Origin of the sequence: Thiocystis violacea (assembly GCF_016583565.1) — a bacterium.
In the GTDB taxonomy this organism is placed as follows: domain Bacteria; phylum Pseudomonadota; class Gammaproteobacteria; order Chromatiales; family Chromatiaceae; genus Thiorhodococcus; species Thiorhodococcus violaceus_A.
This window is the reverse complement of sequence record NZ_NRRF01000022.1, coordinates 20,012-33,255: the sequence shown is the minus strand read 5'-3', so window position 1 is coordinate 33,255 and position 13,244 is coordinate 20,012. Positions and strand designations below refer to the sequence as shown.

11 protein-coding genes are annotated in these 13,244 nt (G+C 66.4%); 4 read left to right on the top strand and 7 right to left on the bottom strand.

Annotated features, from left to right (window positions below):
• Positions 1-15 precede the first annotated feature (15 nt).
• A complete protein-coding gene (locus CKO23_RS10965) occupies positions 16-1,380 on the top strand; it encodes a glycoside hydrolase 100 family protein (protein ID WP_200331025.1) in 1,365 nt (454 codons plus the stop codon).
• A gap of 20 nt (positions 1,381-1,400) precedes the next feature.
• Here CKO23_RS10965 and CKO23_RS10960 read toward each other — a convergent pair whose 3' ends face one another.
• The 4 genes from CKO23_RS10960 to CKO23_RS10945 form a co-directional block, all read right to left on the bottom strand.
• Positions 1,401-2,606: a tetratricopeptide repeat protein gene (locus tag CKO23_RS10960; RefSeq protein ID WP_200330958.1), complete on the bottom strand. Its 1,206-nt coding sequence runs from the start codon at positions 2,604-2,606 to the stop codon at positions 1,401-1,403.
• 260 nt (positions 2,607-2,866) lie between these two features.
• The gene (locus tag CKO23_RS10955) at positions 2,867-3,751 is read right to left on the bottom strand and encodes a phosphatase PAP2 family protein (protein WP_200330957.1); all 885 of its coding nucleotides are present in this window, start codon (positions 3,749-3,751) and stop codon (positions 2,867-2,869) included.
• A 15-nt stretch (positions 3,752-3,766) separates the two neighbouring features.
• Entirely contained in the window at positions 3,767-5,410 is a 1,644-nt protein-coding gene (locus CKO23_RS10950; protein ID WP_200330956.1) for an ArnT family glycosyltransferase, read from the bottom strand.
• Positions 5,411-5,412: 2 nt separating this feature from the next.
• On the bottom strand, positions 5,413-6,366 hold the full coding sequence (locus CKO23_RS10945; protein ID WP_242482358.1) for a glycosyltransferase family 2 protein: 954 nt from the start codon (positions 6,364-6,366) through the stop codon (positions 5,413-5,415).
• 212 nt (positions 6,367-6,578) lie between these two features.
• On the opposite strand from CKO23_RS10945, the gene CKO23_RS10940 reads away from it, so the two are divergent.
• A complete protein-coding gene (locus tag CKO23_RS10940) occupies positions 6,579-7,829 on the top strand; it encodes a hypothetical protein (RefSeq protein ID WP_200330953.1) in 1,251 nt (416 codons plus the stop codon).
• A 279-nt stretch (positions 7,830-8,108) separates the two neighbouring features.
• Here CKO23_RS10940 and CKO23_RS10935 read toward each other — a convergent pair whose 3' ends face one another.
• The 3 genes from CKO23_RS10935 to recJ form a co-directional block, all read right to left on the bottom strand.
• Positions 8,109-8,456, bottom strand: coding sequence for a transposase (locus CKO23_RS10935; protein WP_200330951.1), 348 nt, complete (start codon positions 8,454-8,456; stop codon positions 8,109-8,111).
• A gap of 111 nt (positions 8,457-8,567) precedes the next feature.
• Positions 8,568-9,104, bottom strand: a complete 537-nt coding sequence (yjgA, locus tag CKO23_RS10930) for a ribosome biogenesis factor YjgA (RefSeq protein WP_200330949.1) — start codon at positions 9,102-9,104, stop codon at positions 8,568-8,570.
• A 20-nt stretch (positions 9,105-9,124) separates the two neighbouring features.
• Positions 9,125-10,900, bottom strand: coding sequence for a single-stranded-DNA-specific exonuclease RecJ (recJ, locus tag CKO23_RS10925; RefSeq protein WP_200330947.1), 1,776 nt, complete (start codon positions 10,898-10,900; stop codon positions 9,125-9,127).
• Positions 10,901-11,163: 263 nt separating this feature from the next.
• On the opposite strand from recJ, the gene CKO23_RS10920 reads away from it, so the two are divergent.
• Together CKO23_RS10920 and groL are read left to right on the top strand one after the other, a co-directional pair.
• On the top strand, positions 11,164-11,451 hold the full coding sequence (locus tag CKO23_RS10920) for a co-chaperone GroES (protein WP_200330945.1): 288 nt from the start codon (positions 11,164-11,166) through the stop codon (positions 11,449-11,451).
• Positions 11,452-11,509: 58 nt separating this feature from the next.
• Positions 11,510-13,141, top strand: coding sequence for a chaperonin GroEL (groL, locus tag CKO23_RS10915; protein WP_200330943.1), 1,632 nt, complete (start codon positions 11,510-11,512; stop codon positions 13,139-13,141).
• Positions 13,142-13,244: the final 103 nt, after the last annotated feature.

The following is a 13,244-nucleotide window of genomic DNA, read 5'->3' as shown; positions in this document are numbered from 1 at the left end:
TATCATCGCACCATGATGAACGACGCCATCGACGCCGCGACCGAGCTGCTCGCCTCCTCGGTCATGAACTACCGCGGTCACCCCGTCGGCACGGTCGCCGCCATGGACCCGGCCGGGGCCGTCGCGGCCAACTATCACGACTGCTTCATCCGCGACTTCATCCCCTCGGCACTGGTCTTCATGGCCGACGGCAATCACGCCATCGTCCGTAACTTCCTGCGCACGGTGCTGGAGCTGCGCAGCCAGCACAAATGCATTCACGGTCACGAGCTGGAGCCGGCCATGCTGCCGGCGAGCTTCCGCGTCATTCATGACCCGGAGGCCGGCGAGAGCATTCGCGCCGATTTCGGGGACCAGGCCATCGGCCGCGTCGCACCGGTCGACGCCATGATGTGGTGGGTGGTCCTGCTCGGGATCTATCAGCGCATGAGCGGCGATCAGGCGCTGGCAAGTGAGGAGCGCGTCCAGCGTGCCCTGCGCGGCATCCTGGATCTGACCCTAAAGGAAGGCTTCGAAGTCTTTCCGACCCTGCTGGTCCCCGACGGCGCCTTCATGATCGACCGGCGCATGGGGGTCTACGGGCATCCGCTCGAGATCCAGGCGCTTTTCTACGCCATGCTCATCACGGCCCTGGATCTGCTCGACGAAACGCCCGAGAACCGCGCCCTGCGCGACCTCTCCGCCAAGCGCGCCACCTCGCTGCGCAGTTATCTACGGTTCTTCTATTGGCTGGACCTCAATCAGCTGCGGTCCATCCACCGCTACCGCACGGAGGAGTTCGGCGACGGCAGCATCAACATGCTGAACATCTACCCGGAGTCCATCCCGGAATGGGTGGCGGACTGGCTCCCGGACCGCGCCGGCTATCTGGTCGGCAACCTCGGCCCCGGCCGCATGGACTTCCGCTTCTTCGCGCTCGGCAACCTGTTGAGCATCCTCTTCGGCGTGACCACGCGCGAAGAGGCCGCCCGCATCATGTTTCTCTACAGCGACCGTTGGCCGGATCTCGTTGGAGAGATGCCCTGCAAGCTCGTCTACCCGGCGGTGGACGGCAAGGAGTGGGTCTTCATGACGGGCAGCGACCCCAAGAACGTGCCCTGGTCCTACCACAACGGAGGCAACTGGCCCGTTCTGCTCTGGGCCTTCACCGCCGCCGCGCTCAAGATCGGGCGCGGCGATCTGGCACAGCTTGCCATCGAGACCGCCGACCGCGCCCTGCCCGTCGACCAATGGCCGGAGTACTACGACGGCAAGCGCGGCAACCTCATCGGGCGTCGCGCCCATATGAACCAGATCTGGACCGCCGCGGGCTACCTCTTCGCCCACAGGCTGATGGCGAACGAATCCCTCGTGGAGATCTTCCCCCAGGGTCCGGAATAGCGCGGGAGACCTCGCAGCGATCAGCGCCCGGCCAGGTCCTGCAGGATGTCATGGGCATCGAAGTTGGTCTGCTGGGCAGCGGCGAGGTACCAGTGTTCGGCCTGCGCACGGTCCTTCGGCACACCGATACCGTGCTCGTACATGAAGGCAAGCCGCACCTGGGCCTCCGCGCTCCCCTGCTCCGCCGCCCTGCGGTACCAGGCGGCGGCCTGCTCATCATCCACGGCTGTCCCCATGCCTTCGCAGTACATCCAACCGACCTGCAACTGGGCGGCAACATCACCCTGCGCAGCCGCACGCCGATACCAAGAGAGCGCGGTCCGCTGGTCCTGCTCGACACCGCAGCCGATCTCGTACATGCCTGCCAGGCTCACCTGAGCCTGGATGTCGCCGCGCTCGGCGGCCAGGCGGTATTGCTCGCCGGCGCGCGCATACCAATAGGCGGCCTGCCGTTCATCGGCAGGCACGCCAAGCCCCGCCTGGTAGAGTTCCGCCAGATAGAACTGGGCGTCCGCCGCATTCTGCTCGGCCGCCTGCTCGTACCAATAGGCCGCCGTCGCATAGTCCTGCGCCACTCCCCGACCATCCTGATACATCAGCCCCAACCGCAGTTGGGCGAGAGCAACCCCCTCCTCGGCCCCCTTGCCCCAGAGCAGCAGAGTGCGGTCGTCGTCGCGCAGAGCCGAGGCGCGTTCAGCCTCCATGGCATCCAGCAGAGCGCTGCCCGGCTGCTTGAGGTGGACGGAGACCATGACCGCACAGGCACCCATGAGGGTCACGCCGAGGGGGGCGATGATGGCGGGCCACCATGCGTCCTTGGCGTCTGCATCCTCTGGTCGCGGGAGACTCTGCTCGGAAGGTGCGGTGACGGCGGAGTTTGGAGGCTGGCTTGGAGCATCGGCGATCCGGTCGCCCCGGAACGGACGGTCGTCATCGATACGGACGCGCGACTCGGCGGCCGCCGCGGGCTCATCCGAAACCTGCGGCTGTCTCTGCGCGAGCTTGTCGAGCAGCTTGCGCGCCCGGGCGTCGAAATAGGCCGCCCTGACGCGCGCACGATCCCCGCCGCTCGCCGCACGCACCTCGGCCCAGATCGCCTTGTCGACACGCTTGAGCGCCAGCTCTTTGCGGACGAGTTTCTTGAGGGGCGCAAGCAGCGCCTCATCGACACCTGAAACCAGGCCGGCTGCCCGATCATCTAGCGCCCGTGCCTCCGCTCGCGTCATTCGCCGCTCCTGTCGTCTGTCATCCCGCACGCCGGTCCGGCGTCGGATCAGAGGCTCCTCGATCGCGCGGTCAGCGCGCGGCCGCCACGGATGCAGGCCTGGGCAGGACCTCGACCCCGCGAGGTTTCCAGACTGTACACAGCCGAGATCATCCTTGATGCAGGACCAATACACGATCGCGTGAGTGAAACGCAGTCTAGCGCGTTGAGGACGACTTGCAATCCGCCGGAAAGCGGAGCCTCGCGCCCGAACGCCCGCCCTCAGGAGAGGTCTTCACCGCTGGCGCGAGGCGACGCCTGGATCGCGGGCAGGACGATATAGTGCAGGAGCGTGCTCAGGATAGCCGCCAAGCCAAGCAGACGCAGCATGAGCGCTGCCTGCGAATAGCCACCGTCATCGAACACCAGGGTGAGCGCCAGCACGAACGCGAGCACCACAAAGGCCAGATGCAAGCGCACGACGCTGGCCGGACGCGACCAGCGGGTGGCGAGCCAACCGGCCAGGAACGCCGCCAGGGCGCCGCCCATGAGACCGAAGGCGACATCCACCGGCCAGTGAACACCCACCGCCACCCGGCTGAACCCCACCAAGAGGGCCACGAGGAGCCAGAACATCCGCAGCTCGATCCAGCGTGTATAAAGGACGAGGACACCGAAGAAGACCCCCGCGGTCACACTATGGCCGGACGGGAAGCTGTGGCGCGTGTGCGCGGGGCCGATGAGATGGAAGGCGTCCGCGGCTAGCACGGCGGGCGGGCGCAGGGTATCGAACAGCGCCTTGAAGCCGCGGCTGTAGGCGATGGCGATGAGTGCGGCAAGGATCAGGGTCCAGAAGATGCGCGGATGGCGCAGGGAGAAGAAGAGCGTCAGCGCGAAGACGACGCGCTCGTCACCCAGGCTCGTCAGACAGGCCCACAGCCAGCTTGGGGAAGCCGCGGCGAAGGCGTTGAGTCTCTGAAACCCGGCATGGTAGCCGCACGCCAGAACGAGGCTCCCCCCGACGATCAGGCAAATCAGGGCGAACCCCAGCAGCCAGCGATCGCTGCCGCGCGACGGCAGCGGCGCCACGCAGAGCGCCTCCTGGAGTTGCCTCCCCCAGATGCGTCGCCAAGACAGGGCACGCAGCCGATCGAAGAGCCTACGCATGGCGCCTGAGGTCCGCTACTCGGGCCGACGGGCTTTCAAGAGAGCCACATTGCCGCGCTGGTAGAGCAATTGCAGTTCCAGCTTGGGATCGGCCAGCGCCAGCTCGCCCAGCTTGTCGGCACGCAGGAAGACCAGCTCACCGTCGTTCGGCAGGCGATTCGGCGTGATGGCCGCGCGGTAGACGCTGAAGCTCGGCATGGATGTCCGATAGACGACGGTCGGCAGATCCATCTCCTTCGCCATCAGGGCCGCCTCTTTCACCGGCGTCTGCAGGGCGTCGAAGACCCGGGGCACCAGGACGCCAAAGACGACGAGGGTCTGGACGATGCCCACCAGCACCAGCCGCTGCCACAAGGCCACGCTCGACCAGCGCATCAGGAGGATCACCAGCAGCAGCCCGGCGATCGTCGCCATACCGTAGGGCAGATCGATCAGGGAGCGGCCATAGTCGTACAGCGCAACCTCATTGGGCTTCTTCGCCACGGCCATCATCACGTTCAGGATCATGGGCAGCAGCACTAGGGCCAGGAAGAAGAGGATCGGGGGCACGAACGCCAGCCAGGGATTCGTCAGGGCGTTGCGGTGCTTCGCCATGAGGATGAACAGCGGCACCGCCCCGTAGAGCAGGTAGTGCGGCAGCTTGGTCCCCGAAAAGGAGAAGAAGACGAGAACCACCAGGAACCAGATCCACAGAAAACGATCCAGCGGATCCTGCACGGCCGACCTGTAGCGCTTGAAGAGGCTGAGAAACCAGCCTGTGAAGGGCAGCAGAATGAGCGGCAAGATGGCGAGATAGTAGCCGGGGAAGCCGCTGTGCCCCTGCATGGCTCCCCCGAAACGCCCCAGGTTGTGTTCCAGGAAGAAGCTGCGGAAGAAGCCCTCGCCGTCGTCGAGATAGACCGCCAGATACCAGGGTCCGGCCACCAGCAGGAAGATCAGCCAGCCGATGGGCGCAAAGACCGCGCGGAACCAGCGTGAGAAGGTCTTGAGCCCAGCCTTGCTGAAGCGCAGCTCCGTGAGGAAGAAGAGGAAGCTGACCACGACGGGAAAGAAGAGCGCGACCGGCCCCTTGGTCAGGAACCCCAGCCCCATCCAGAGATAGGCACGCCAGATGTACGCGCGGTCGCGCTTGGGATCCGGCTGCAGGTAATAGCGGTAGATCTCGAAGAAGGTCAGCGCGATGAAGAGATTGAGCAGGGCATCCGCCACTGCCGCCTTGCCGATGAGGGAGACCTGCAGACAGAGCGTCATCACCAGACCGGCGACGGTCGCGGTCGCGCTGTCGATGCGCGCGCGCACGAAGAGCCAGAGCGCCAGCACCCAGAGCGTCGCCGCGATCGCCGAGGGCAACCTAAGCGCGAATTCGTCGAAGCCGAGCGCCTTGACCGAGGCCGCCTGCGCCCAGTAGATGAGCACCGGCTTGTCGTAGCGCGGCTCGCCGTCCTTGTGCGGCGTGATGAAGTTGCCCGTGTCCAGCATCTCGCGGGTCGCCTCGGTGAAGGCACCCTCGTCCAGATCGTAGAGCGGAACTGCTCCCAGCTGCCAAAAGAAGCTCAGCGCAATCACCAGCACCAGCAGCACCGGCGAGGTCATGACGCCCTGCAGGGTCCGCCGCCAGCGACCCGGCGCGGCGGATGTCTTGTCGAGAGTCTCGGTCATCGTCAGCTCGACCTCCAGCCGGCCGTCTCGGGATCGGACGCCCAGCGGATACGGTGATGGGTGCGCTCACCCGAGGCATAGAAGGTGCGTGTCAGCAGCTCCGCCAGCACCCCGGTCGTGAGGAGCTGCACGGAGGCCACGAGCAAGAGGATCGACACGAAGAGTAGCGGCCGGTTGCCGATGTCCTCCCCGAGGACGAACTTGACCACCAGGAGATGAGTCATCATCAGGCCGCCGAGCACGCCGAAGAGGATGCCGATCGAGCCGAAGAAATGCCCTGGCCGCGAGCCGAAACGCAGGAAGAAGAAGGCCGCCAACAGGTCCAGCAGGACTCGAAAGGTCCGCGAAATGCCGTATTTCGAGGTGCCGAACTGGCGCGCCTGGTGGGTCACCTCGGTCTCGCCGATGCGCTGAGGCGCCGTCACGCCCGCCACCCAGACCGGGATGAAGCGGTGCATCTCGCCGAGCAGGGTCACCTCCTTGATCACCTCGGCGCGATAGACCTTGAGGCTGCAGCCGTAGTCGTGCAGCGCCACGCCCGTCACCTTGCCGATCATGGCGTTGGCGATGCGCGACGGGATCTTGCGCATCACCAGATCGTCCTGGCGCCTGCGCCGCCAGCCCTGCAACAGGTCCAGGTCGCGCGCCAGCAGCTCGTCCACCATGCGCGGGATGTCCGCGGGGTCGTTCTGGAGATCGCCGTCGAGCGTTGCGATCAGCTCGCCACGCGCGGCATCGAAACCGGCCTGCATGGCCGCGGTCTGACCGAAGTTGCGTCTCAGGCAGATCACACGCATGTGCGGACCGACCCGCGCCGCGATCTCGCGCAGCCGCTGGCCCGTGCCGTCGCGGCTGCCGTCGTCCACGCAGATCAGCTCCCAGTCGCCGCGATAATCGGCCAGGCCGTCATGGACGCGCTCGACCATGGGGTCGACGCTCTCGATCTCCTGGTACATTGGGATCACGACAGAGAGAGAAGGCTGTCTCGCGGACGAGACGTGGGGATTGGCGTTTGCCGTCATCGGGTTTGAGCCCCTGCGCTCGGAACAACTGCACTCCAGGCGCGGCACGCTAAACGGCCCGCCCGAAAAATTCAACCGCAAGCTTGACCAAGCGACGCATCGACGGCGAAAAGGCTCGAGCAGACGCAGCCCGAAGGAGAGAAGACATGGTCCTTGACGAGGTGATCCTCCACATCGGGACAGGCAAGACCGGCAGCACCAGCATCCAGTACTTCCTGCTCACCAATCGCGAGCGGCTGCTGCGCAACGGTTACCTGGCCCAAATCCCCGAGGACTTCCTCGCAAGCATGAAGCCAGAGGAGATCGAGTGGTGCTCCGACGCGGCCCTTGAACTTGGCCTCGCAACGCTTCAATCCGCCGTCGCGACCAGTGGCGCCACACGGCTCCTGTGGAGCTGGGAGGCCCTATCCAATCGCGCCTTTTCCGCGAGCCTGGAGCGCGTCTGGCGCGTCAAGGAGGCGCTTCCCGCCAACGCCTATCGCGTCATCGTCTACCTGCGGCGCCAGGACCACTGGCTGCGCTCGGCCTACCTGCAATGGGGCATGAAGGACAACCTGGAGCGCGGCCCCACCCTGCCCTTCGAGGAATGGTACAGCCGACTCAGAGCCGGCCGACTGCGCTGGTGGCGCGCCGAGGATCTCGACTACCGCGCCCTCCTGGAGCCCTGGATCCAGGTCTTCGGCCGCGACAGCCTCGAGGTGCGGGTCTACGAGCGCGACCAGCTCAGCGGCCGCAGTGCCGTGGCCGATTTTCGCGAGCACTCCGGGTTGCCCAAGGATCCCGGCTACCGCGTGGATATCGAAGAGGTCAATCAGACCTTCTGCCTGGAGCTGCACGAGCTGGTGGCCATGTACGGCGAGGTGGTCGGGGGAGATGCGCCCCCATCCCCGTTGCTCTGCTACCTGGACGAGGCGGCGCGCGACCCCTTCTTCCAGTCCCCGGGTTTCTCGCGATTCGCCTATTCGCCGCGCATCGCCCGCGCGCTGCTGGAAGATTGCGAGCCATCCAACGCATGGGTTGCCCGCGAACTCCTGGGCCGTGATGACGGCCGGCTGTTCCATGAGCCCTGGCCCGAGGTGGATGACCGCGAAACGCCGAACCAGAGGCGAACGCGGGAGACCATCCTGCCCATCCTCACCCATCTCACCATGGTCGAGCACCAGCGAACGACCTATGTCCTGGATCGCTACCGGGAGCAGCAAGCGGACCTCGGACAGCATCGAGACGCGCTGTCGGAGCTGACAGGCCAGCTCACGGCCTTGCGGGAGGAGCTGGCCGCGACCCAGGCTCGGGTGCACGCCCTGAGCAATCGCCCGACCCTGAGCCAACGCATTCGCTTCCGTCTCACACAGCCGCTGAGGCGGCTACGCGCCGCCATGCGGGCGCGCGGCGTCTGAACCCACCAGACAGTGCCCAGCTACCCAGAAGAGAGTCCGTTGCTGGCTCTCGGGCTCCACATGGGAGCCGGAGAGAGGGCGAGCCACTTCTAGCTCCCACGCTCCGCGTGGGAGCACGTCACGACGCTCTGCGTCGAGAAACAGCGACCCGAGCCCGGCAGACCATGGCGAACTCCCCGGCGCATCGGGCGTCGCGACGCTGGAGCGTCGCCGCACTGCTCCCACGCGGAGCGTGGGAGCCAGAGAGGGGGCGTTCTCACCATTGCGTCACGACATCGATCAGCCCCGGTCGCGATCCACTTTGTGGCGAGCCTTGTGAAAGGCCAGGAGGTCCAGCATGGGCGAGCGGCGCGCGATGAGGCGGTCGATGATCTGGCGGGCGGTGTAGGACTTGAAGCTGGCGATGGCCTTGCCGAGATCGGGTGAGCGGGCGAGCAGATGGCAGTGGTTTTCGAGGATGACGTAGCCGTAGAGGCTGAGGCGGGATTGGGCTTGCAGGTGCTGAAGGGAGTCGAGCAGGATCTGGGCGTTGGCTGGCTGGGCGAAGACCGGGAGCCACTGGACAACGGTGCAGGTAAGGAAGTGCGGCGCGGAGGGGTCAAGAATGCGGTAGCGGTCTCTGGCCATTGCGCGGGTCCTTGCGGTGGCTGACGCGACGCTGGAGCGTCGCTTCCGTGCTCCCACGCGGAGCGTGGGAGCCAGACGTGGTGCCCCCGCGCAGGGCGCGGGAGCGAGCGGTCATCCCGAGACGTCGCCTTCCATCGCCTCGCGCAGGAAGCGGAAGAGCTTGCGGGGCGCGTCGGGCTTGCCGCGCTCGGTGTCTTTCTGAGCGGCGCGCACCAGGGCTCTGAGCTGCTGGCGGTCGATGCTGGGGCACGCGTCGATGAACTCGGTCACGGCGGCATCTCCCTCGGTGATCATGCGCTCGCGCCAGCGCTCGAGGGCGTGATGCCTGGCGGTCTCTTCGTGCTCGCGGACCTCGGCCTGGTCGACCAGGGCGTGGACGGCGTGCATGTCCTCGCGCTCGAGCAGGTTGGCGATGCGCTTCCAGTGGCGTTTGCGGGCTCGCAGGTCTTTGATGCGCGGGGTCTCCTCAATGGCGACCCAGGTCGGCTCGCTCAGGTTGAGGCGTTCGAGTTCATGGCGCGGCATGCCGGCCATCCGCTCGGCCAGCGCCTGCAGGGCGTGCTTGTCACGCTTGACCTGGCTCTTGCTGGGACCGTCGGGCAGGCTGTCTTCTTCGCCGTCGGCGAGGTCGTCTTCGTAGTCGTTCATGGGGCTGGATCCAAAGTCTGTCAGGCCCTGGGCTCGAGCTGATCGCTCGGCGCAAGGTGATCGCTGGGCTCAGGGTTATCGCTGGGCTCAAGGTAGTCGAAAAGCAGCTGCGGCGTGCGCACTCCCCGATAGGCGTTCACATCCAACCGGTAGGCGAGCCGCACCCGGCCCCGCGCGGTCGCAAGCAGCTCGCCGAGATTGAAACCGATGGCGTCGATGGGCTGGGCGTGCGTGCCCGCGACGCGCAGTTTGAGGTGACGCTCGCCCACCAGCCGGGCGCTCAGAACGTCAAAGAGGCCGTCGAAGCGCGGCTCTGGAAAGCCCTTCCCCCAGGGACCGGCCAGACGCAAGGTCTCGGCCATCTCCAGGGTCATGAGGGCGTCGGGAAGCTCACCGTCCGAGAGGATCTCCGGCTGCGCCGGGACATCGCCGAGCTGCGCGCGGACCGCTTCGATGAAGGCCGTGCGGAAGTCATCCAGACAGGCCGACTGCAAGGTCAGACCCGCCGCCATGGCATGGCCGCCAAAACGCTCGACGAGGCCAGGATGGCGACGGTCGACGCGGTCGATGGCGTCGCGCATGTGCAGCCCGTCGACCGAGCGGGCCGAGCCCCTGAGTTGGCCGTCGCCGGCGTCGGCAAAGGCGATCACCGGGCGGTGATAGCGCTCGCGGATGCGCGCCGCGACGATCCCGGAGACGCCTTGATGCCAGTCTTCGCCGAAGAGACAGAGCGCCGGCGGCAGTGCCTGGCCGTCGAGGCAAAGCCCCTCCAGGAGCAGCTCGGCCTGATCCTTCATCTCGCCTTCGATCTCGCGCCGGCGCGTGTTGAGCCCGTCGAGCACCTGAGCGATCTCCAGCGCGCGCGCCGGATCCTCGCTCAGCAGGCACTCCACGCCCAGGGACATCTCCTCCAGCCGCCCGGCGGCGTTCAAGCGGGGCGCCACGAAAAAGCCGAGATCGCTCGCGGTCACCCGAGCCGGGTCCCGACCGGCCACCTGGAGCAGCGCCCGCACGCCGGCGCAGCTGCGGCCCGCACGGATCCGTCGCAGCCCCTGCTCGACCAGGATGCGGTTGTTGCGGTCCAGGGTGACGACGTCCGCCACGGTGCCGAGCGCGACCAGATCGAGCAGCTCCGCCAGGTTGGGCTCGGGCCGGACGCTCCCGAGCCAGCCGATCTCGCGCAGGTGGCTGCGCAGCGCGGCCAGCAGATAGAAGACGACCCCGACGCCCGCGAGGTGCTTGCTCGGAAACGCGCAGCCGCCTTGGTTGGGGTTGACGATGCCGACGGCCTCGGGGAGGCGGTCTCCGGGGAGGTGATGATCGGTCACCAGCACCGGGATGCCGAGCGAGCGCGCATGCGCGACGCCGGAGAGGCTGGAGATGCCATTGTCCACCGTCATGATGAGATCGGGCGCCAGGTCTTTGGCGGCGTCGACGACCGCCGGACTCAGGCCATAGCCATTGTCGAACCGGCTCGGCACCAGGAAAGAGACCTTGGCGGCCCCCAGCGCGCGCAGACCACGGATGGCGACCGCACTGCCCGTGGCACCGTCGGCATCATAGTCCCCCACCACCAGGATATGCCCGCCCTGCTGGATCAATTCCGCCAGCAGGACCACCGCCTGCCCCAGCCCGCGCAGGGCCGTGGCGGGCGCCAGGGCGGCGAGACCTGGGGTGGGCTCGTCGGCCTCGCCGAGTCCACGGTTGGCATAGAGCACGGCCAAGACATCGCGCGGGGTGCGCGCCTGGGCGAAGCTGTCTTGCGCGCGAAGGCGGCGGATGCGCACGGAAGTCACGGTTGAGGTCGGCTCCTCTGTCAGGGAGATCGGGCGCGCGGACGGCTGACGCGATCGAAACGAGGTCGGGAGTTTAGCGGGTCGAGAGTGTAGGGCAATCGGAGCGCTCCACCAACTCGCCCCGGGCGCGCCGTCCTGGCGACCATCAAGAGACTTGACAGGCGCGTTTTTCGCACTAAATTGTTAGCACTCGCACGAGCCGAGTGCTAACAAACAACAATCAACCCCAGTCACACTGAGTTCTCCCAGGGAGATCGACATCCATGAACCTCCGTCCTCTGCATGATCGTGTCGTCATTCGTCGCAGCGAAGAGGAGCGTACCTCCGCGGGCGGGATCCTCATCCCGGATACCGCAACAGAAAAGCCGATTCAGGGCGAGGTGGTCGCCGTCGGCCGGGGCAAGATCCTCGACAACGGCGACGTGCGCCCGCTCGACGTCAAGGTCGGCGACCGCGTGCTCTTCGGCAAATACTCCGGCACCGAGGTCAAGGTCGCGGACGAGAAGCTGCTGGTGATGCGCGAAGACGACATCATGGGCGTGATCGCCTAGTCCACCGCCCAGCCGCATTGGCTCGAACCCGATTTTCCTTTTTCGAGGCGTACAAAGAATGACCGCAAAACAGATCACTTTCAGCGAAAGCTCGCGTACACGCATGCTGCACGGCGTCGACATCCTCGCCAATGCCGTGAAGGTCACGCTCGGCCCCAAGGGGCGCAACGTCGTGATCGAGAAGTCCTGGGGCGCCCCCACCGTCACCAAGGACGGCGTGTCGGTCGCCAAGGCGATCGAGCTTAAGGACAAGTTCGAGAACATGGGCGCTCAGATGCTCAAGGAGGTCGCCTCCAAGACCTCCGATACCGCCGGCGACGGCACCACCACCGCCACCGTGCTGGCGCAGGCCATGGTCCGCGAGGGGCTCAAGTCGGTCGCCGCCGGCATGAACCCGATGGACATCAAGCGCGGCATGGAACAGGCCGTCGAGGCCGCCATCAAGGAGCTGCAGGCACTCTCGCGCCCCTGCTCGACCAACAAGGAGATCGCGCAGGTCGGCACCATCTCCGCCAACTCGGACGACTCCATCGGCCAGATCATCGCCGAGGCGATGGAGAAGGTCGGCAAGGAGGGCGTCATCACGGTCGAGGAAGGCAAGTCGCTGCACAACGAGCTGGAGCTGGTCGAGGGCATGCAGTTCGACCGCGGCTACCTCTCGCCCTACTTCATCAACAATCAGCAGAGCCAGAAGGCGGAGCTGGACGATCCCTACATCCTGCTGTACGACAAGAAGATCTCCAACATCCGGGATCTGCTGCCCGTGCTGGAGGGTGTCGCCAAGGCTAGCAGGCCGCTGTTGATCATCGCCGAGGACATCGAGGGCGAGGCGCTGGCGACCCTGGTCGTCAACAACCTGCGCGGCATCCTTAAAGTCTGCGCCGTCAAGGCGCCCGGTTTCGGCGACCGCCGCAAGGCCATGCTGCAGGACATCGCCATCCTGACCGGCGCCACCGTCATCACCGAGGAAGTCGGCCTCTCGCTGGAGAAGGCGACCCTCAACGACCTCGGCCAGGCCAAGACCATCCAGATCGCCAAGGACGATACCACCATCATCGACGGCGCCGGCTCGCATGACGAGATCAAGGGCCGCTGCGACCAGATCCGCGGTCAGATCGATGACACCAGCTCCGACTACGACCGCGAGAAGCTGCAGGAGCGTCTGGCCAAGCTGGCCGGCGGCGTGGCCGTCATCAAGGTCGGCGCGGCCACCGAGATCGAGATGAAGGAGAAGAAGGCCCGCGTCGAGGACGCCCTGCACGCCACCCGCGCGGCGGTCGAGGAAGGCATCGTCCCCGGCGGCGGCGTGGCCCTGATTCGCGCCATGAAGGCGGTGAAGACGCTCAACGGCGCCAATGCCGACCAGGATGTCGGCATCGCCATCGCGCGCCGCGCCATGGAAGAGCCGCTGCGCCAGATCGTCGCCAACGCGGGCGAAGAACCTTCGGTGATCGCCAGCAAGGTGGCCGAGGGCACTGGCAGCTTCGGCTACAACGCCGCCAACGGCGAGTTCGGCGACCTCATGGAGATGGGCGTCATCGACCCGACCAAGGTCACCCGCTCCGCGCTGCAGAACGCCGCCTCGATCGCTGGCCTCATGATCACGACCGAGGCCATGGTGGCGGACGAGCCCAAGAAGGAGAAGGCGCCCGCCGCCTCCGGCGGCGGCATGGACGACATGGACTACTGATGCCTTAGGCGATTTCCGGGAAACAACAGACCCGGGACTCCGATCCCGTAGGATGGGCAAAGCCCTGGCGATGCGCTTCTTTCGGAGTGCCAAGGGTCGCGGG

Excerpts from the sequence above, each read along its gene's own strand:
- CKO23_RS10965 (WP_200331025.1), top strand. The coding sequence starts at position 16 with ATGAACGACGCCATCGACGCCGCGACCGAGCTGCTCGCCTCCTCGGTC.
- CKO23_RS10960 (WP_200330958.1), bottom strand. The coding sequence starts at position 2,606 with ATGACGCGAGCGGAGGCACGGGCGCTAGATGATCGGGCAGCCGGCCTG.
- CKO23_RS10955 (WP_200330957.1), bottom strand. The coding sequence starts at position 3,751 with ATGCGTAGGCTCTTCGATCGGCTGCGTGCCCTGTCTTGGCGACGCATC.
- CKO23_RS10950 (WP_200330956.1), bottom strand. The coding sequence starts at position 5,410 with ATGACCGAGACTCTCGACAAGACATCCGCCGCGCCGGGTCGCTGGCGG.
- CKO23_RS10945 (WP_242482358.1), bottom strand. The coding sequence starts at position 6,366 with ATGTACCAGGAGATCGAGAGCGTCGACCCCATGGTCGAGCGCGTCCAT.
- CKO23_RS10940 (WP_200330953.1), top strand. The coding sequence starts at position 6,579 with ATGGTCCTTGACGAGGTGATCCTCCACATCGGGACAGGCAAGACCGGC.
- CKO23_RS10935 (WP_200330951.1), bottom strand. The coding sequence starts at position 8,456 with ATGGCCAGAGACCGCTACCGCATTCTTGACCCCTCCGCGCCGCACTTC.
- yjgA (WP_200330949.1), bottom strand. The coding sequence starts at position 9,104 with ATGAACGACTACGAAGACGACCTCGCCGACGGCGAAGAAGACAGCCTG.
- CKO23_RS10920 (WP_200330945.1), top strand. The coding sequence starts at position 11,164 with ATGAACCTCCGTCCTCTGCATGATCGTGTCGTCATTCGTCGCAGCGAA.
- groL (WP_200330943.1), top strand. The coding sequence starts at position 11,510 with ATGACCGCAAAACAGATCACTTTCAGCGAAAGCTCGCGTACACGCATG.